General features: G+C 37.7%; 19 protein-coding genes. 3 read left to right on the plus strand and 16 right to left on the minus strand.

Annotated elements, in window-relative coordinates; all coding sequences use genetic code 11:
- Positions 1-217: 217 nt before the first annotated feature.
- The 10 genes from KQI58_RS13960 to KQI58_RS14005 form a co-directional block, all read right to left on the minus strand.
- Positions 218-1,879 (minus strand): FAD-dependent oxidoreductase, encoded by a 1,662-nt coding sequence (locus KQI58_RS13960; RefSeq protein ID WP_216409680.1) that lies wholly within the window; start codon positions 1,877-1,879, stop codon positions 218-220.
- Between the two features lie 14 nt (positions 1,880-1,893).
- Entirely contained in the window at positions 1,894-2,979 is a 1,086-nt protein-coding gene (gene arsB, locus KQI58_RS13965; RefSeq protein ID WP_216409681.1) for an ACR3 family arsenite efflux transporter, read from the minus strand.
- A gap of 10 nt (positions 2,980-2,989) precedes the next feature.
- Positions 2,990-4,048 (minus strand): ACR3 family arsenite efflux transporter, encoded by a 1,059-nt coding sequence (arsB, locus tag KQI58_RS13970; RefSeq protein WP_376716704.1) that lies wholly within the window; start codon positions 4,046-4,048, stop codon positions 2,990-2,992.
- 205 nt (positions 4,049-4,253) lie between these two features.
- Complete coding sequence (gene arsA, locus KQI58_RS13975; RefSeq protein WP_216409683.1) at positions 4,254-5,981, minus strand: arsenical pump-driving ATPase; 1,728 nt, start codon at positions 5,979-5,981, stop codon at positions 4,254-4,256.
- A 35-nt stretch (positions 5,982-6,016) separates the two neighbouring features.
- The gene (gene arsD / locus KQI58_RS13980; protein ID WP_216409684.1) at positions 6,017-6,391 is read right to left on the minus strand and encodes an arsenite efflux transporter metallochaperone ArsD; all 375 of its coding nucleotides are present in this window, start codon (positions 6,389-6,391) and stop codon (positions 6,017-6,019) included.
- Positions 6,369-6,716, minus strand: a complete 348-nt coding sequence (locus KQI58_RS13985) for an ArsR/SmtB family transcription factor (protein WP_216409685.1) — start codon at positions 6,714-6,716, stop codon at positions 6,369-6,371. Before KQI58_RS13985 ends, arsD begins: the two co-directional genes overlap by 23 nt.
- A 526-nt stretch (positions 6,717-7,242) precedes the next feature.
- Positions 7,243-7,551: a PTS lactose/cellobiose transporter subunit IIA gene (locus KQI58_RS13990; protein ID WP_216409686.1), complete on the minus strand. Its 309-nt coding sequence runs from the start codon at positions 7,549-7,551 to the stop codon at positions 7,243-7,245.
- A gap of 4 nt (positions 7,552-7,555) precedes the next feature.
- Positions 7,556-7,858: a PTS sugar transporter subunit IIB gene (locus tag KQI58_RS13995; protein WP_216409687.1), complete on the minus strand. Its 303-nt coding sequence runs from the start codon at positions 7,856-7,858 to the stop codon at positions 7,556-7,558.
- Positions 7,859-7,871: 13 nt separating this feature from the next.
- Positions 7,872-9,164, minus strand: coding sequence for a PTS sugar transporter subunit IIC (locus KQI58_RS14000; protein ID WP_216409688.1), 1,293 nt, complete (start codon positions 9,162-9,164; stop codon positions 7,872-7,874).
- A gap of 14 nt (positions 9,165-9,178) precedes the next feature.
- Positions 9,179-10,651 (minus strand): glycoside hydrolase family 1 protein, encoded by a 1,473-nt coding sequence (locus KQI58_RS14005; protein WP_301282203.1) that lies wholly within the window; start codon positions 10,649-10,651, stop codon positions 9,179-9,181.
- A 149-nt stretch (positions 10,652-10,800) separates the two neighbouring features.
- Between KQI58_RS14005 and KQI58_RS14010 the strand changes: the two genes are divergently transcribed.
- A complete protein-coding gene (locus KQI58_RS14010) occupies positions 10,801-11,553 on the plus strand; it encodes a MurR/RpiR family transcriptional regulator (RefSeq protein WP_216409690.1) in 753 nt (250 codons plus the stop codon).
- A gap of 225 nt (positions 11,554-11,778) precedes the next feature.
- Here KQI58_RS14010 and rlmH read toward each other — a convergent pair whose 3' ends face one another.
- Entirely contained in the window at positions 11,779-12,258 is a 480-nt protein-coding gene (gene rlmH / locus KQI58_RS14015) for a 23S rRNA (pseudouridine(1915)-N(3))-methyltransferase RlmH (RefSeq protein WP_216409691.1), read from the minus strand.
- 414 nt (positions 12,259-12,672) lie between these two features.
- Here rlmH and KQI58_RS14020 point away from each other — a divergent pair, with 414 nt between their 5' ends.
- A complete protein-coding gene (locus tag KQI58_RS14020) occupies positions 12,673-13,968 on the plus strand; it encodes a S1C family serine protease (protein WP_216409692.1) in 1,296 nt (431 codons plus the stop codon).
- A 38-nt stretch (positions 13,969-14,006) separates the two neighbouring features.
- On the opposite strand, the gene ytpR is transcribed toward KQI58_RS14020, so the two are convergent.
- The 3 genes from ytpR to KQI58_RS14035 all read right to left on the minus strand — a co-directional run bounded on the left by ytpR (position 14,007) and on the right by KQI58_RS14035 (position 15,594).
- The gene (gene ytpR, locus KQI58_RS14025; RefSeq protein ID WP_216409693.1) at positions 14,007-14,618 is read right to left on the minus strand and encodes a YtpR family tRNA-binding protein; all 612 of its coding nucleotides are present in this window, start codon (positions 14,616-14,618) and stop codon (positions 14,007-14,009) included.
- 193 nt (positions 14,619-14,811) lie between these two features.
- A complete protein-coding gene (locus tag KQI58_RS14030; protein ID WP_016179619.1) occupies positions 14,812-15,267 on the minus strand; it encodes a universal stress protein in 456 nt (151 codons plus the stop codon).
- 9 nt (positions 15,268-15,276) lie between these two features.
- Entirely contained in the window at positions 15,277-15,594 is a 318-nt protein-coding gene (locus tag KQI58_RS14035) for a thioredoxin family protein (protein ID WP_016179618.1), read from the minus strand.
- A gap of 215 nt (positions 15,595-15,809) precedes the next feature.
- Here KQI58_RS14035 and KQI58_RS14040 point away from each other — a divergent pair, with 215 nt between their 5' ends.
- Positions 15,810-16,145: a membrane protein gene (locus KQI58_RS14040; RefSeq protein WP_048718218.1), complete on the plus strand. Its 336-nt coding sequence runs from the start codon at positions 15,810-15,812 to the stop codon at positions 16,143-16,145.
- Positions 16,146-16,206: 61 nt separating this feature from the next.
- On the opposite strand, the gene KQI58_RS14045 is transcribed toward KQI58_RS14040, so the two are convergent.
- Positions 16,207-17,127, minus strand: a complete 921-nt coding sequence (locus KQI58_RS14045) for a nucleoside hydrolase (protein ID WP_216409694.1) — start codon at positions 17,125-17,127, stop codon at positions 16,207-16,209.
- Positions 17,128-17,397: 270 nt separating this feature from the next.
- Complete coding sequence (pepV, locus tag KQI58_RS14050) at positions 17,398-18,810, minus strand: dipeptidase PepV (protein WP_048721965.1); 1,413 nt, start codon at positions 18,808-18,810, stop codon at positions 17,398-17,400.
- Between the last annotated feature and the right edge of the window lie 69 nt (positions 18,811-18,879).

Here is an 18,879-nt window from a genome sequence, read left to right on the forward strand (position 1 = left end):
CTTGACCACATGACCTTATTTTTTCTTACTAATTCTTTCTTTCCTTTTGGCCAATAAATAAAATACCAAAATTAGAGTAATAAAGTTGATAAATATTCCAATACTAATTGGATAATTTAGTAATTTAGCTAGAATAAATGCCAGTGACATCCCAAATAATCTAGCAACGGCTCTCTTTTCTTCAGACATAAATTATATTACCTCAGCAATTTACTATTTAATCAATATTCTCATAAATTTCTTGATAATTTTTGTTTCCTCCAGAAAGATTGTACACGTGTTTGAATCCTTCGTTTAACAGTATATTTTGTGCAGCATTCCCGGTAACACCTTTATTACAGTACGTAATGGTCAAAACATTCTTGTCTAACTCATTGTAGCGTGTCCTTAAATCAGATAATGGAATATGAATAGCTCCTTTAACTCTTGATTTTTCGAATTGCTTTTTGGACCTTGTATCAACTATCTGTAATTTTTCTTTTCTGTGTTGTCGATCGATTAACTCAATCGGAGACATCAAAGGCGCTCTTCTCTTCACCGCATTATCTAAGGCCATTCCAGTATAATGAACGGGATCCTTGGTTGTTGAAAATGGTGGTGCATAAGCTAAATCTAAATCAAATAGATCTTCCGCCAATGCTCCAAAGGAAATAGCCGTAGCAAGCACGTCGATTCTTTTATCTACTCCGTCATAACCGATAATTTGGGCACCCAGAACTCTACCGCTGCTTTTATCTGCTATTGCTTTAATGACCATTTCTTTGCCATTCATGTAATCAGGTTTATTTGGTTTTATGTTGTATAAAACGGCAACTTCCAATCCTTCTTTAAGAGCTTCCTTTTCAGTAAGACCCGTTTGTGCAATGGCTAAATCAAAAAAGCGCAAAATACCAGTTCCTAATATCCCTTTAAATCGTAAAGAGCCACCAGTAATTGTATCACCAGCAATTCTACCCATCTTGTTCGCAGTCGAAGCCAAGGGACGATAGATTGGTTGTTGAGTAATGCGATTGTAGCTTTCTGCTACATCCCCTACTGCATAGACATTTTTCAAATTGGTTTCCATTCTATTGTCTACTTTAATTGCTCCCGTTTTTCCTAACTCTATTCCTATGGTTTGAGCCAATTCTGTATTTGGTCTTACTCCTGTTGCCAATACAAATAAATCGGCTGATAATTCATTTCCTTTTGAAGTCTTAACAGCAGTTAGTTGTTCTTCACCTACTAAATCAACAACCGTTTCTTTTGGCCTAAAATCAATCTGTTGTTTTGCTACTTCGTTCTCTATTCTGACAGCCATATCCCAATCCAAATGAGACATTGGATGGTTGCCTCGTTGTAGTACCGAAACTGCTATTCCTTGTCTCTGTAATTGTTCAGCCATCTCTAACCCAATATATCCAGCACCTACAATAACAGCTTTTTCCACTTTATTAGTCTTGATAAAATTGTGAATATTTTTACCACTGGAAACATTTTTGATTTGAAATACATTTTCAAATTGTCTATTAGAGAATATAGCCGGTGTATTGTAAATTGAACCTGTTGCAAATACTAATGCATCATAATCATCTGAAAACGGCTTTCTAGTGATCAAATTTAATCCGTAAATACGTTTCTTTTCATGGTCTATTCGTTGTACTTCATGAGAAGTATGAATATCTACGTTGTATCTCTTTTTGAACCACTCAGCATTCCGTGGAGTCAGTTCATCGAAATTTTCAACTTCTCCTCCGACAGCATATGGAATTCCACACACAGAATAAGAGATATCGATATCTTTATCATATAGAACGATTTCCGCTTCTTCCGTGTTTCTTCTCGCTTTTGCAGCAACACTAGTTCCAGCTGCAACAGATCCAATAATTACAATTTTCATAGGTTTCACTCCAATTAATTATACAGATTTTCCATTTTCGTAGTCTCGTCAGACTTCACAAACCAAGACTTTGTGTTATTGGAAATTTTTACTAATAGCAACATGATCGGTACTTCAACCAATACTCCTACAACTGTTGCTAAGGTCGCTCCAGACTGTAGGCCAAAAAGTGAAATCGCAACGGCAACCGCCAATTCAAAGAAATTGCTGGCACCGATCATTCCCGCTGGTGAAGCAATTTCATGAGGTAACTTCCAAAATCTTGACCATCCATAAGCTATAGTGAAAATTAGTAGCGTTTGAATGGTTAGTGGAATCGCAATTAATAAAATATGCGTTGGATTTGCCAGTATTTTTTCTCCTTGAAAAGAAAAAATGATAATCAAGGTTAGCAATAAACCAATGATTGTAACAGAGTCAAATTTCTTTAAAAAGACATCTTCGAAATAGTGCTTACCTTTATTTTTTATTATCATTACTCTAGTAACGAAACCTAGAAGTAGTGGCACTACTACAAAAAGAACGGTTGATAAAAGTAATGTTCCCATTGGAACGACAACATTGTCTACACCAAGAAGAAAAGCGACTATAGGTGCAAATAATATCAAAATAATCAAATCATTGATCGCTACTTGTACCAAAGTGTATGCTGCGTCCCCTTTTGTTAAATAGCTCCATACAAATACCATAGCTGTACATGGTGCAGCCCCTAATATAACTGCTCCAGCAACATACTCTTTCGCTAACTCAACCGGAATAAGATTTTTAAAAACTACATAGAAGAAAAATGCTGATATAGCATACATTGTAAATGGTTTGATCAACCAATTCGTCACACAGGTAACAACTAATCCTTTGGGCTTTTTAGCGGCACTTACAATGCTGGTAAAATCAATCTTCAACATCATTGGATAAATCATTAACCATATTAAAATTGCTGTAGGTATTGATACCTGATAATACTCAAACTTACTTAAGGTATCAGGAACGCTCGGTAAAAATTTTCCAATTAGCACCCCAACAACCATACACACAATTACCCATAACGTCAGATACTTTTCAAAAATACCTAATCCTTGTTTATCATTCTCTGAACTCATTTATTTCCTCCTAATGGCTTGCGCCTTCTTTCGAAAAATATTTTTGTTTAAATTTTAAAGCAACATTCACTAAAGCAATCAAAACTGGAACTTCTACCAAGGGTCCGATAACAGCTGCAAATGCTTCCCCTGAGTTGATTCCAAACACACCCACTGCTACAGCTATTGCCAATTCAAAATTGTTGCTTGCGGCAGTGAAGGATAATGATGCTGCAATCGGATAACTTGTACCCATTTTTTTGGAAAGTAAAAACGAAACAAAAAACATGATTACAAAATAGAATAGTAACGGGATAGCGATACGAACAACATCTAAAGGCAACTCAATCACTTTTTCACCCTTCACTGAAAACATGACGATAATTGTAAATAGCAAGGCAATCAAGGTTATTGGACTGATTTTAGGAATAAACCGCGTTTCAAACCATTCTTTCCCTTTTAATCTGATCAAAACAAACCGTGAACTAAATCCCGCGATAAATGGAATTCCTAGATAAATAAAGACACTTTTCGCAATTTCACCCATCGTAATAGTAATTTTATGCGTTTCTAAACCAAGCCAATTTGGTAATACCGTAACAAAGATATATGCAAACACTGAATAGAAAATGATTTGGAAAATCGAATTAAATGCTACTAATCCAGCAGTATACTCGTTGTCTCCCTGAGCAAGCTCACTCCAAACGATCACCATAGCAATACATCGAGCAAGCCCGATCATAATTAATCCAACCATATAGCTTGGATAGTTGTGCAAAAAAACTACTGCTAAAACAAACATAATAATTGGGCCAACAATCCAATTTTGAACTAGTGAAAGCAAAAGTACTTTCCAATCCTTAAAGACACGCCACATTTCTTCATATTTTACTTTTGTGAGCGGTGGGTACATCATCAAAATCAACCCTATTGCAATTGGAATAGATGTAGTCCCAATTTCTAAATGATTTATTACTTGAGGTATGTTGGGAAAAAAATACCCTAAACCTATACCTGTTGCCATTGCTATAAATATCCATAATGTTAAATATCGATCTAATATAGATAGTTTTTTTGTTACTTGATTCAATTTTTCCATCTCCAGCATCAACAAAATTTTCTATTTCCTCTAACAACAAGTCATAATCTCAAAATTATTCGTTAGTAGGTTGTTTTCATAGTCAAGCAATGGCTTACCCATTGTTATGATAAGCTTTTTTTACTTTACTAAAGCTACCTGCAAATTAATAGATGAACCCCTATATAGAGATTCATCTATATTAAATTCAAAAAAATTAATGAACCAATTCTGCATCAAAATTCGGTACCCATTCAGCTACCGCAAAATGTCCATCTGAAAGATCTTTCACTTTGTTAATCCATTCAATCTCATTCGTAGCACGTGCTTTCAAGACCTCGTTGGACGTATCGGTAGCATACATACTTTGATTGACTAACCACCAAGTATGAGCAATTTTCGCACGATCCAAATCCTCATCCAAACGCATCGACTCGTAAACCGGTGTTGTTTCAGGAAGTGTGACCATTAATACTTCCGTTTCATTTCCGTTCTGCAATCTTGGTAATAGCTTTTGAATCGACATTGGTACCTCACCTGAGCTTCTCTCAACTTCTTTTGCATAGCTTTGAGTAGAGTCTAAAAGAAGTAACGTATGTCCCGTAGGTGCTGTGTCAATAACCACAATCTCATTTTCTGATTTATCTACGATCTCCGCAAAAGCTCTAAATACGGCGATTTCCTGTGTACAAGGTGAACGCAGATCCTCTTCTACATAAGCAACATCATCCGCGTCCATCGTCTCGCGAGCTTTTGAAAGAACCTCTTCTTTATAAGCTTCTAGTTCTTTTTCTTCGTCGATATGGCTGATTGAAATTGGTAGGTCATTTGAAATAAATAGGTTCAGATGATCCGCGGGATCAGTTGTCGCCAAATGAACTTTTTTACCTGATTGTGCCAGCTTCTCAGCGATTTGAATTGCAACTGTTGTTTTACCAACACCGCCCTTACCCATCGTAAAGATAATCTTTTTATTCGTACGGATAAAATCACTTACGATTGAATCTAAGTTTGGAAAATCGATTGATTCCTGTTCTTGTTCGTAAACAATCGGTTGTTGATCACTTAATAGAATTTGAAGCTTATCTATACCCGCTACATTATATGGTCGAAGTGGAATATAGTATATTTCAAATTTACTCAATGGTTCAGGCATTTCCTTTAGATCATTTTGTTGCTCAGAATGGATTACTTGAGAAATTGCATCATCAGGATTATATAATAGACCATTTACAACTAATTTTTGGTTCTTAATCCCTAATTTTAGTAATTCCTCAGAAGCACGTTCTGCCTCAAACAAGGGTGCTTTTTGTGGTCTAGTAACTAAGATTAAAGTCGTTTGGGTTGCATCAGTCAGTGTCTCTACTGCTTTTTCATACATATCTTTTTTATCACCTAAGCCAGATAATTGACCCAAACAAGAAACTCCTGTTGTGTTTTCATCTAGGTAATTATTCCATGCAGAAGGTAATTGCAACATTCTTAATGTATGACCAGTCGGAGCTGTGTCAAAGATGACATAGTCATATTGTTCTGCGACTTCCTTATCGGTCAAAAAGTTAGCAAACTCATTAAACGCGGCGATTTCCACTGTACATGATCCAGATAATTGTTCTTCCATATTGATCAGAGCACTATCTGGAAGTACACCACGATATGGACCGACAATACTTTCTTTATACTCTTCCGCAGCCGTAATTGGATCAAAGTTCGCTACTTTTAAGTTATCAATGCCATCAATCGAAGTTGGTTTGTTGGTCAAAGTGGTTTGAAAAACGTCTTGTAAATTTGAAGCTGGATCAGTACTAACCAACATGACTTTATTACCCTCTTGCGCCAAAGATGTTGCCGTCGCACAAGCAGTTGTTGTTTTACCAACGCCACCTTTACCTGTGAAAAATAGATATTTAGTTAATCCCATCTTTTGGGGAATATATTGAAGCATCATATCTCCTCCTTGAGTTTTTTGGAAGAAGGCCGTTAACAACAGCCTTCGTTTCCACTATTTCCGCCGCAGCAGCCACCAGAACTAGCTGATTGCACCACAAAGCGAACCTCACCGTAATTTCCGAATTCTTCTAAAGTTGGATAAGAAGCCACTTTTACGATCTCTCCATCTAATAAAGTGATCGGCAAAATGTCATTGCCCTTTTCTTGAAGCATTTTCAAAATCGTTGGATTGTTGATAAATGCGTCTGGATCACTGGTCAAATTGTGACGAGAAGCGTCAATTGAATCCATTCCTTCGAAATTTTCAAAGACTGAGGTCACCATTAATAATTCTTCATCAACGGATGGACCGCAGACTCCTGTTGAACAGCACATTGCTGGTTCAAATAGTTCTAATTTTTTCATCATGTTCTTCCCCTTTGCAATTACAGTTTGGTTTATTACAAATGCAATCATCTTTAGCAGAAAATAATTGCATCATTGAACCCATAAATTGATCGACAAAACTTTCAGTTAGTTGATAATGATGCCATGTTCTATCCTTAGTCACAGCAACAATTCCAGCCTTTTCTAATACCTTCATGTGATGTGAAAGAGTTGGCTGAGTGAAATCGAAATGGTCTAAAATATCGCAGGCACACAAGCTCCCACAAGATAGTATATCAATGATTTTTAAACGTTTTGAATCAGCGAGAGCCTTAAGCATTATCGACATTTCATCATAATTCATAGCATCTTCTCCTATATATAGATGTTTATCTATGAACAATATAGATGAATGTCTATTTATTGTCAATCACTTCTGTCCATTTGTTTTTTTTATTTTATTCTCAAAACCTTACATCAAAAATTCTCATGTATACAAATTTCATTTATAATTATTTATTCCGTTTCAATATTAACAGCTATTTTTTCAATTGTTTATAGGTCATTTAACAGGCTAAATTAGCGCCATTTAAATACCAAAATGACAAACAGCGTTAGAGATTTGATAATTTTCTTAGAGCCACAAAGGATTGAGCTATTCCAATAAATGTAACACAATCAGTTTGTGTTACATTCGCCAATGGGACATAATATCTCTTCAGAGTAGAGTACGTCTCTTCCAAAACGAAGTAGACTCAATCAGTTTGTATTTCGTTGAGATTTTATACTATTAGTCGATCTTCACGGTCAAAAAAGACAACATTTTTTTAATAATATTAAAAGCACCCATTCGTCCCAACATAAAGGGCATTGAATAGGTGCAGTATTTCTTAATTCAGTGATTTATAAAGCTCAACAAATTCTTCTGAGATTATTCTAAATCCTTCTGCACTCATCAGTTGATCCTCAGCGTGCATTAGAATAATTGAAAATTCTGTTTTTTCACCAGCTGCTTCTTTTTGTATCAATGAACCGTGTGCATGGTGACCTTCATTAAAAAGCTGATCGCCTTCTTTGATTTTTCCAGTCGCAAGATCAAACTCCTTATTCTTAGCTAGTTGAATAGCTTCAATATAGCAAGACCTAGCTGCACCAACAGCAGAGATAATTTGAAAACTAATTAATTCAATGCCTTCCATACCTTTATTCTCCTATCATTTTCAATGTCGCTTCTAAAACAGCTTTTCCGTTCATTGTTCCATAATCTCGCATATCAATAGTAGATACATTTTTGTTGGGAAACATTTCTTTTACCTTTGCTTCTTGAAATCTAACTTGTGGCCCTAATAAAATTGCATCTGCATCAGAGGCATGATCAGTAGCTTCTGAAATAGGGTAAGCATCAATTGATGCCTCCAAATCAATTTCTTCCGCATAATCTTTCATTTTATTTACCAACATACTTGTAGACATTCCAGCTGCGCATAATAAAACAATTTTTTTCATTCCTATACCTCCATTATTCAGTGACAGTATCTTTTTCTTTATTTGAAATCAGTACAAAAGGTATCCAAGTCAGGATAGTAACAACTAAGCAAATTGCTTGAATCACTACTCCTTGCCATCCATAACTGACAAAAGCATTGAAGAGGATCGGAATACCAAATGGAACATCCACTGCATTCGGTGTTAGAAAACCAATATTCATTGCAAACATGGCAATTAAGGATGAAATCGCTGAGTTCAATACAAAAGGAATGATAAAGATTACATTCATTACCAAAGGCAAACCAAACACTACAGGTTCACTGATTCCTAGTATAGCTGGTAATAATCCTAATTTAGCAATTGCTTTGTGGTCCTCCCGTTTTGAAGCAATGAAGATGGCCACAATAAGCGATAGGACATAACCCGCACCGCCAACAGCGACAAAGCATCTCCAAAAACCGAATGTAAGTGGTTGATCAGGTGTCATTCCATTAGCGACTGCATCAATATTCGCAGCTAAACCAGCGACAAAAATTGGATTTCTAATAGCGCTGATTGCCTGCCCACCGTGCATACCAACAAACCAAAGCAATTGAGAGATAATAACTAAAATGACAATACCGAAATTTGTTTGCATGACATTTTGCAAAGGCGTTTGTACAACAGAATAAATGAATTGATTAATATATTGACCAGTTAAAATGTGGAAGATTTCTCCACCAACAGAAAATACTAACGTAACAATGAATGAAGGGATCAATGTATTAAATGACGTGGCGATCATCGGTGGAACACTATCCGGCATTTTAATTTTTAGTTTTTCAATCTTCATCAATGCTGAAAATAGCTCGATCGATAAAATACCAATGATCAGCCCAATGATTAGTCCTTCTGCTCCTAGGACTGATGTTGACAGTCCTCCTGTAGATAATGCTTCGCCATTCTCAGGAATAATTTCAACAATATTTGGAACAACCATAATATATGAAACTAATGCTAAGATTGCTGAGGGATATTTAGGTACCCCGTTTGCTTCACCCATATACAAACCAATCAGGAATACGAGTGGAATTGTCATGAATGAAATTGTAGCGAAAGATAGTGCGGCAAATGCTGGAGTTAATTTTTCTAGAACTGGTAGCCATTTAGCCAAACCTGTCTCTGGGTTTGAAATAAGTGTATTGAACAATGTTCCGAATGATCCGATTAGAATGATCGGTAACAAACGTGCGAATGAAGAACGTAATACTGAAAAATACTTATTGTTGTTCATAATTGCAGCGAATTTAGTCAATCCGTTAACAAATTTTTCTTGTGCTTTCATTTTTTCTCCTCCTACTACTTAATGACACTCCCGTTTGTTTCAATGACTGATTTATACCAATAAAAGGATTTCTTTTTAATTCGTTTCATTGATCCTTTGCCTTGACTGTCCAAATCAACATAAACAAAACCATAGCGTTTATCCATTTCTCCGGTTCCTGAAGAAATTAAGTCAATCGGGCCCCATGTCGTATAACCAAGCAACTCTACACCGTCAAGGGTTACAGCCTTCATAAATTCTCTAATATGATTATTTAGATAATCGATTCTATAATCATCTTCAATAGTACCTCTGCTCGTCACGTCGTCATTCATTCCCAACCCATTTTCTACAATGAACAAAGGTTTTTGATAGCGATCATACAATTCGTTTAGTACATAACGCAAACCTAATGAATCAATCGGCCATCCCCAAGGTGATTTTTCAAGATAAGGGTTTTCTGCTCCTAATTGCCCGCCGGTATCGACTCTTTGAGGTAAATCGGTATTATAGACAGTTGTTCTGTAGTAACTAAAAGCTAGAAATTCAGAGGGAAAATCCCTAATGAGATCTAATTCTTCCTGGGTAGTTTCAATAGTTGCCCCCAATTCGCTTAACATATTGGCAGCATAGCTGGGATAGTAGCCACGCATCATAACATCCGAGAAAAACAAGGCCCTTCTTCTGAAATCCAAAGCACCAAATACATTTTCCGGCTTACAATCTTGCGGATAAATGCCACTTAAGGCCAACATACATCCAATCTTAAACTCAGAATTGATTTCCTTTCCCAGTTTGTTTACTCGTGCATTTGCGATAAATAAATGATGTAATGCTTGATATCTTACAGAAGCGGAAGTATCACGCACACCGAGTCTAGCATAACCGCGTAGTACGTTGATTTCATTAATTGGAATCCAATATTTCACTAAGTCTTTATACTCTTCCATAACCGTTTGAGCATATCGTATATAGCATTCGATTGTTTCTTTTCCTGCCCAGCCGTTGTAATGATCAGCTAAATATACAGGATTCTCGAAATGATAGAGCGTTACGACTGGTTCGATATTAAAACGTTGACATTCCATAAAAATTTTTTTGTAGAAATCTAATCCTTCTTGATTGGGTTTCTCTCCAACAAGCCCACCATTAGGAAAAATTCTCGCCCAGCTAATAGACATGCGATAGGCTTTAAATCCCATTTGTCCTAATAAACCAATATCTTCTTTATAGTGATGATAAAAGTCAGTAGCAGCATGACTTGGGTAATAGGTCGAATCATCAATTACTCCAACCGCTCCATCTGGAATCGAGCTCTCTACATCAATAAATTGAGTACTTCCATCTTCCAGTCGAATGGAAATTTTTCTTCCTGACTCTTTGGAACCAGCTGTCACAAAATCATTTGTAGATAAACCTCTCCCACCTTCGGAAAACCCACCTTCAAATTGATTAGCGGCTGACGCTCCTCCCCAAAGAAATTCTTTAGGGAATACTTTTTTCTCCATAACTTCCAACCCTTCAATGTGTATTGTAAGCACTTACTGGCTATAATATACCACTTATGAATATTTTATTCAACAACATTTTAAAAATTAGTATATTTTATTCTTTAGTAATTTAATGTATAATATCAGTTGAATGGGAGGAGGATTATATGAACCCGTTAATTAAAATGGAAGCTGTAAAGGATTCATTTTCAGATGTAGAGCAAAAAATATTTATAAAAATCAAAAGTGATCCTTATTATGTCGTTCAAAGCGGTATTGTTGGTTTAGCCGATTGGTGCAAGGTTTCGCAACCCAGTATCACTCGATTCTGTAAAAAAATCGGTTATACAAAATTTAGTGATTTCAAACAAGAAATGTATCTTTATGTACTCGGAGAAGGAAATCAGGAGGGAGAAAAAACTAATAAAGATGATGCGGTGAATAATTTTATTCAACTAGTCACTCTTATTGAAGAAAAGCTGACAAAAGATTCGCTAGACGACTTTGCCAGTTCCTTATTCGAATACGACAATATATTCTTTACTGGGATTGTTGAAAGCGGGGTCGTTGGTCGCCTTCTCACTTATAAACTTAGAAGACTGGGATTGAAATGTTTCTTCATTGAACCTACAGAACTAAACGATACAATCTTTTTTAGTTCTAAAAATGAATTAATCGTCATTTTTTCTGCTAGAGGTCCGGTTGTTGGAAATGATCTAGGTGAATTCATGAAACGATCTGATAAGTTCAATGGAGACATCTTCCTTGTGACTATGAATCCTGAGTATAAAAATAGTTCAATTTCAAAAAAGATTACTTTACCTAGACCACACACTTTTAATACTTCTCCAAATTTTGTCTTTCAATACTTCGCAGAAAGGCTAATTAGCAGTATCGCTAAATTACTAAATACAGATTAAATAAAAAGTACCAACGATCATCTTTGAACTTATAGATGCTCATTGGTACTTTCTTTAAATTTGTAGAAAATTACTGCTGAATTAGCTATCTAATTCCCTCTATACGATTTGTTACTGGTCTATTTAATGTCTTAGTGAAATCATTAGTTTCAACATCAGCGAAGGAGACACAATCGGATTGTGTTACATTGGTAATTAAGACAGTCATTCACACAAAAAATATCCCTATTTATGATACGGCTCCCCCGCATTAATCCTAAACGCCCGATAAATCTGCTCCACCAGAATCAACCGCATCAATTGATGTGGATAAGTCATCTTACCAAATGAAATCTGTGCATTGCTGCGTTTCAGGACTTGGTCACTTAATCCTAGTGAGCCGCCGATGACGAAGACGAATTGGCTTTTGCCGCTGGTTTGTAGTTTATCCAGTGTGGCAGCGAAGTCTTCGCTACTAGGATTTTTGCCGTTGATGGCTAGGGCGAAGACGTATTCTTGTTCTTTGATCTTCGCGAGGATGCGCTCGCCTTCTTTTTCTTTGACTTGGATCATTTCGGCCTCGCTGAGTTTTTCTGGAGCCTTTTCATCTGGGACTTCAACTAACGTGATTTTGCAATACTTCGATAAACGCTTCGTGTATTCTGAAATTCCTTGAACGAGATATTTTTCTTTTAATTTTCCTACAGAAATAATTTTGATGTTCATAACATTTCACCTTTTTCATTATAGTTTCTTTTGCTGATTAAACTTTTCCACTGGTTAAAACAGTCAAAAGCAGAAGTCTTTGTCTTTTTCCACGTAGTTATGCACACTAATCACAGGTTTATCCACAGGTTTTTGGATATTGATTCCCTTTTTGTAAGGAATCCTCTATACAAACATACGTTTTCCACCGAGTTATCCACTTTATCCACATTTGTGTGGATAAAGTCTTTCAATCAATTAACAAACTTTTTCCTTAGTTTTCCACTAATCTTGTGGAAAACAAGTTTTTTCATCATTTATCTATATTTTCCTACGAAACTTTTTCATAAAAAAGTCAAATCGCTGTAGTAGACTTAACTTACAAAATAATACTATACTTAATATAACGTATAACACAGTAGAGGTGGAGTAAATATGATTAGAAAAGATATTACACCAAAAAAGTCTCCAAGTTTTTTTAGACGCTTTGGGACTAGCCTATTAGGCGGTGTTCTTGGTGCTGTCCTAACAATTGGAATTTTTTATGTAGCGAATGGTTCGCTGCTTGCACCAAATAACCAAAATGCTAGCGGCTCACCAAGTGCTGGTAATACAAAGGTCAGCAACATGAAGGTGGATGTAAATTCAGATATTACTGATGCGGCTAGTAAAGTACAAGATGCGGTTGTATCTGTCATCAACTTGCAAAAACAACAGTCACAAAGTGGTTTAGGCGGGTTCTCTGACTTTTTCGGAGGAAATGACAATCAGCAATCGCAGGATGATGATAGCGGCCAACTTGAAGAAACTTCAGAAGGTTCAGGTGTCATTTACAAGCTGGAAGGTAAAACAGCCTACATCGTAACCAACAATCACGTGGTGGAAAAACAGGATGGTTTAGAAGTCTTGTTGAAAGACGGTTCAAGAGTTAAAGCAACCTTGGTGGGAACCGATTCTTATACTGACTTGGCTGTCTTAAAAGTCGAATCAGACAAAGTGGCAGATATCAAACCAGCAACCTTTGGTGATTCTGACAATCTAAAAGTTGGTGAACCAGCCATCGCCTTAGGTTCTCCTTTAGGCTCTCAATATGCAAATTCCGTGACATCGGGAATTATTTCTTCCTTGAATCGTCAAGTCGTCAACCAAAATGATGAAGGTCAAACGGTGAATATCAACGCGATCCAAACAGATGCGGCGATCAATCCTGGGAACTCCGGTGGTCCATTAGTCAATATGGCTGGACAAGTAATCGGAATCAATTCAAGTAAAATTGTTCAAACGGAATCAAATGTTAGTGTGGAAGGAATCGGCTTCGCCATCCCAAGTAACGATGTCGTGAATGTTATCAACCAATTAGAAAAAGACGGCAAAGTGGTTCGCCCAGCTTTAGGTATCACAATGGTCAACCTGTCTGATCTATCAACGGAACAAGTCAGCGAAATTGTCAAAGTTCCTAGCTCTGTTACCCAAGGGGTCGTAATTAACAATGTTCAATCTTCTACACCAGCGGATCAAGCGGGCCTGAAGAAATACGACGTGATTACCAAAATCGATGACACAGACGTTTCAACTGGCGTCGAATTGCAATCTGAATTGTACAAACACAAAGTTGGCGATACCGTGAAAATCACTTATTATCGCAAGGATAAAAAAGAAACGGTTTCTGTTAAATTAAGTATTGATGCCAATTCTTTGAAATCGAACTCACAGCAACAAGGAAATAACTAAATAAAAAATCCGTTGAGAAATATTTCTCAACGGATTTTTTATTTCCCTACTTCAAACTTCTCACCAGTTTTAGCATCTTCAGCCAATACTAAAATGCCCTTCTTCTCAGGCGCATTTGGTAAATGCAATTCTCTGGCTGAACAGATCATGCCAAAGCTTTCTACGCCGCGTAAGCTGCCGGGCCAAATCATTTGTCCATCAGGCATCATCGCGCCAGGCTTTGCGACAACGACTTTTTGTCCAGCTTCGATATTAGGAGCACCGCAAACGATTTGCAACGTTTCTCCACCGTCAATTTCTGTTTCGGTAATATGCAAATGATCTGAATCTGGGTGATCGATACACGATTTTACATAGCCCACGACAAATTTTGGTGAAAAATCTGCCACCAAGCGTTCTTCAAAACCGGATTGCTTTAATTGTTCATTCAAGACTTCAATATCTTTTTCTGATAGCTCAACTTGTCCATTGCCATGAATGGTTAAGTAGTCTGAAACATTGAAAAAGTTCCAAGCGACAGTTTTCCCATCGGTTGTCTGAACACGGGCAACCGTGCCCTTTCGTTCGACAGAATTTTCCTTGTTTTCATCATTTTTGACGATGACCATTAAGGTATCGCCGACATTTTGTTTATTATACGCAAAAATCACGTTTTTACCTCCAGTCGTATTCCTCTCGTATCTTAACAAATCTGACAGGACTTTTGCATGAGATTTTTTTCATTTCTAGCTCAGCAAACGAACTTCATCAGCAAGAAGCAAACTTTAAAAAGCAATTTTAACGAGTTTGCCAATCCAACCCGATCCTCTTTTTTTCAAAATAAAAAGCTGGTCAAGCCAGCTTTTATTCGGCACTTGGATGAACGATCAACACGTCACATAAGGCTTCTTTAATCACATAGCTGGCAACACTGCCGGTCATGAAGCGTTCTACCGCATTCAAACCCGATTGTCCAACCATCACTAAATCAATGTCGTATTTCTCTGGCAAGGTTCTCGCCATCGCTTCTTTGGCTGATCCATAGGCGATAATGCCTTCGATCTTATTGTAGCCATATTCTTTGCCAAAGGCTTTGCATTCATTGATCAGATTTTTCGCATCGGCGGTTAATTGATCCATGATATTTTCATTTAAAGGCGAATAACTCATGAACGTATAGACTTGATGATCGATCACATTGGCCACATAAACGGTTCCGTGATTGCGTTTTGCTACAGCCAGCGCTTTTTTGAAGGCTTCCATGGCTTGATCGCTGCCGTCAATTCCGACTAAGATGTTTTGATATGATTGTGTAAACATAACAATCTCCTACCCTTCTACTCGTTGCAAAAAGCCAGCGATTTCGTCTTTTGTTTTGCGATTTTTATTAACTAATCGACCTAATTCTTCTCCGTCATTGATTACGACAAAACTAGGAATCCCAAAGATATTCCACTCGGCTGCCACATCAATATATTCGTCCCGATCGACTTGGATAAATTGAAACTGCGGAAATGCTGCTTCGATCTCTGGCATCTGCGGTTTGATGAAGTTGCAATCGCCGCACCAATCAGCAGTAAAGAAAAACACATTCTTGCCTTTTTCCGCATAACCAGCTAACTCTTCAATACTTTTAGGGATAATCATAGCGTCACGACCTTTTCATTTACTACCTCTGATTATACACTTTTCATTCTTTTTGAGAAAGAAGCGAACTCTCCCATTCCTATAATCATTCCCTTTTATCTAAAATAATGACGTATAATTTTCAAATTCGTTTGTAACAATGGTAAAATAAGGCGTACACACAAAACTATATTTGACTAGAAAATAGATGAACGACAAACAAGGAGGTCTATGCTATGGAGAAAACAAAAAGATTCGCGCAAGGCTTGGCTATCGGTTCAACGATCGGTTTAGCTGCAGGCATCGCAGCAAATCACTATTATCGAAAAAAACAAAAAATGTCCCCAGACAAGGTCCTGGATCAAATCAAAGCTGCTTTTCTGAAAGAAGGACCAATCGAAGGCTCTTGGATTTCCTTCGACACTGAGCACATGCAAAAATTCGCTATCACAATGGATATTCTTTCTGGCGGAATCACTCGGACAGAAGATGATCACTTGGTCGCTTATGAATTTAAAGCTGATGCTAAAACCGGTGCGGTATTAAGTATCGATCGTATCATTAATGACTAAAGCGTAGGTCGAAAAAATCGGCCTACGCTTTTACTGTCTGTATAAATAGTTTATTCCTTTTTTAGCTCATTGTCTTTGCCAAAGTCTCAACAAACCATTGTTCAAACTGCTTTGGATCAACCTTAGTCGCCACTTGCGCATTTGCTGGTAAATGCAAATAGTTCTCTAGGTCAATTAGTGATGCACCATAGCTCAATGATGGAGTTGTTTCAATCTCAACTCTAGTAGAAACAAGCTCAAACATCTTCGGCTTTAGAATCAAAGCGATTGCCAGCGCATCATACATATTTAGTCCTGATACCAAACTGCCGCTGCGATAGTTCGTAAATAATTGATGGATCATCTTACCGATTTCTCCGAAGTTGCGAATCTTATCTGTAGTTTCTGGCATGATTTTGGCTTGGTTCCCAACTTCTAATGGTGCTACTTGGATCGGTACGCCGCTGTTGAAAACGATCTTTGCCGCTTCCGGATCGGCGGCAAAATTAAATTCAGACAACACACCATAATTTCCTCGCCCTAAGCTACCGCCCATCACAACGATGCGATCGAGCTTCGGCAAATCTTGGGGATAAAGATGAATGAACAACGCGATATCGGTTAAGGGGCCGATCCCAACGAGAATCGTCTGCTCTTCTTGGCTCACGATCTCATGCATCGCTGCAACAGCGGTTTGGGATTCATCCGCAAAAATAGTAGCTTCAGGAAAATCATAGCCATCCATCCCCGACTCTCCATGAATCTCACTGGCATCGATTGCTTCTCTTAGCAACGAATGTGAACTTCCCAAAACAACTTCAGAGGATTTTTTCAATAGAGTTAATAATTTTTCCGTATTTGATTTTGTATGTTCTAAATTGACATTGCCAAAGGTTGGGCAAATCAGTTTTACCTCCAGCTCTTCACTAAAAAGGGCTAAGACAATCGCTACGGCATCATCGATTCCCGGATCGGTGCTTAAAATGATTGGTTTTCTCTTCATAGGGTACTCCTTTAAACGTTCTCAAAAAAGCATACAACAAGATCGGTATTTAAGCCAATCGCAGACAGCTAGCTCAGTTTGAAGGAAAGTCATTTTCCCAAAAACGGGAAAAATGACCTTATCTTCGTACGCATATCATCACGCTAAACAGTCTGTTTTTTGTATTAACGAAAACTATTAATTACAAGTTACTCTTTGCAAACTGCAAAAAGCGTGACTGACAAAAAGGCCTCGCAATTAAGAACTTGCGAGGCCCATTTCAATAATCAATTATTTAACCAAACGATAAATCGCATCTGCGTAGATCACAGCAGAGTTCAAAATGTCTTCAACAGACATATATTCGTTGGCTTGGTGCATTGTATCTTCAAAACCTGGGAATTGTGCGCCGTAAGCCACACCGCGTTCTAGTAAACGACCGAATGTGCCGCCGCCGATGACTTTTTCTTCCCCTTTGATGCCTGTATGTTCTTCGAAAGTATCTAGCAAAGTAGCAACCAAAGGATCATCCGCTGGTACATAGTGAGGCAGCATATGGTGTGCGCCTTCTGTTACTTTCACATCTGAACCGAATAATTCTTCTAATTTTGCTTTGATCTCATCGTTAGTTGTACCTTTAGGGTAACGGAAGTTCAACGTGATCCGGTTATCGTTTTCTTGACCATCTTTGAAGCTGAAGATTCCAGCGTTCATTGTCAATTCACCCATTTTTTCATTGTTGAAGTCAACGCCTAATTTTTTACCATAGACATCTTCATGGATGTATTTTGCACTGTTTTCGATGAAGGCCTTAGCACCTTTGTCGAAATCATAGTTATTTAAGAAGACTGCTAAGAAAGTACCAGCGTTGGTTCCTAATTGAGGGCTGGCACCATGAGCTGCTTTCCCGTCTAAATGTAAGGTAACGGTTGAACCAGCAACATCTGCTTTACCGCTAACCGGGTTGTTCTCTACATAGTCTGCAAATTCTTTGGCTAATTTTTCCGCAGCGTCTGCATCGGCAACTTTTACTTCTGCCACAGCATTGCCAGGAACCATGTTTTCACGCAAGCCTGCTTCGAAGCTTACTAAAACATAAGAAGTGCCGTTTGTTCCGTCAAAATGAGGGATCATGGTTACGTTCCCTTTTTCACCATTGATGATTGGGAAATACGCATCTGGTGAGAAGCCGAAATCAGGCTTTTCTTCATGTTCGAAATAGTAGTCCATATCTCCCCAGCCGCTTTCTTCGTCAGTACCGAAGACAAAACGGATTTTTTTAGAGATTGGTAAGCCTAATTCTTTGATGATTTTTACTGCATAATAAGCCGCAACTGATGGGCCTTTGTCATCGCTTGAGCCGCGAGCGTACAATTTGCCGTCGCGAATTTCTGGTTCGTAAGGATCTGAATCCCAACCGTCGCCAGCTGGTACCACATCTAAGTGACCGAAGATTCCTAAGGTTTCATCGCCGTCACCGTAATCAAAATGGCCGGCATAATTGTCGACGTTTTTTGTTGTGAAGCCATCGCGTTCTGCGATTTCAAGCATTTTTTCTAATGCTTCCACCGGTCCAGGTCCGAATGGTGCTTCTTTGGTTGCTTTGTCGTCTTCACGTTCACTCTTGATACGCAATAAAGTGAATAGATCCGCTAATAGATCGTCTTTACGTGCTTCGACTTCTTTCTTAAAATCGATTGTCATTGAAAGATTCCTCCTTATTCGATGCGAATGCCAAATATCCAACTAGATATCTCATCAACTGCTGGGCGA

The sequence above is a fragment of the Enterococcus raffinosus genome, assembly GCF_018917525.1.
Lineage (GTDB): Bacteria > Bacillota > Bacilli > Lactobacillales > Enterococcaceae > Enterococcus_A > Enterococcus_A raffinosus_A.

Excerpts from the sequence above, each read along its gene's own strand:
- pepV (WP_048721965.1), bottom strand. The coding sequence starts at position 18,810 with ATGACAATCGATTTTAAGAAAGAAGTCGAAGCACGTAAAGACGATCTA.
- KQI58_RS14020 (WP_216409692.1), top strand. The coding sequence starts at position 12,673 with ATGATTAGAAAAGATATTACACCAAAAAAGTCTCCAAGTTTTTTTAGA.
- KQI58_RS14035 (WP_016179618.1), bottom strand. The coding sequence starts at position 15,594 with ATGATTATCCCTAAAAGTATTGAAGAGTTAGCTGGTTATGCGGAAAAA.
- arsA (WP_216409683.1), bottom strand. The coding sequence starts at position 5,981 with ATGCTTCAATATATTCCCCAAAAGATGGGATTAACTAAATATCTATTT.
- KQI58_RS14000 (WP_216409688.1), bottom strand. The coding sequence starts at position 9,164 with ATGAAAGCACAAGAAAAATTTGTTAACGGATTGACTAAATTCGCTGCA.
- KQI58_RS14010 (WP_216409690.1), top strand. The coding sequence starts at position 10,801 with ATGAACCCGTTAATTAAAATGGAAGCTGTAAAGGATTCATTTTCAGAT.
- arsB (WP_216409681.1), bottom strand. The coding sequence starts at position 2,979 with ATGAGTTCAGAGAATGATAAACAAGGATTAGGTATTTTTGAAAAGTAT.
- KQI58_RS14045 (WP_216409694.1), bottom strand. The coding sequence starts at position 17,127 with ATGAAGAGAAAACCAATCATTTTAAGCACCGATCCGGGAATCGATGAT.
- arsD (WP_216409684.1), bottom strand. The coding sequence starts at position 6,391 with ATGAAAAAATTAGAACTATTTGAACCAGCAATGTGCTGTTCAACAGGA.
- KQI58_RS14040 (WP_048718218.1), top strand. The coding sequence starts at position 15,810 with ATGGAGAAAACAAAAAGATTCGCGCAAGGCTTGGCTATCGGTTCAACG.
- KQI58_RS13960 (WP_216409680.1), bottom strand. The coding sequence starts at position 1,879 with ATGAAAATTGTAATTATTGGATCTGTTGCAGCTGGAACTAGTGTTGCT.
- rlmH (WP_216409691.1), bottom strand. The coding sequence starts at position 12,258 with ATGAACATCAAAATTATTTCTGTAGGAAAATTAAAAGAAAAATATCTC.
- KQI58_RS13985 (WP_216409685.1), bottom strand. The coding sequence starts at position 6,716 with ATGAATTATGATGAAATGTCGATAATGCTTAAGGCTCTCGCTGATTCA.
- KQI58_RS14005 (WP_301282203.1), bottom strand. The coding sequence starts at position 10,651 with ATGGAGAAAAAAGTATTCCCTAAAGAATTTCTTTGGGGAGGAGCGTCA.
- KQI58_RS14030 (WP_016179619.1), bottom strand. The coding sequence starts at position 15,267 with ATGTTTACACAATCATATCAAAACATCTTAGTCGGAATTGACGGCAGC.
- KQI58_RS13990 (WP_216409686.1), bottom strand. The coding sequence starts at position 7,551 with ATGGAAGGCATTGAATTAATTAGTTTTCAAATTATCTCTGCTGTTGGT.
- KQI58_RS13995 (WP_216409687.1), bottom strand. The coding sequence starts at position 7,858 with ATGAAAAAAATTGTTTTATTATGCGCAGCTGGAATGTCTACAAGTATG.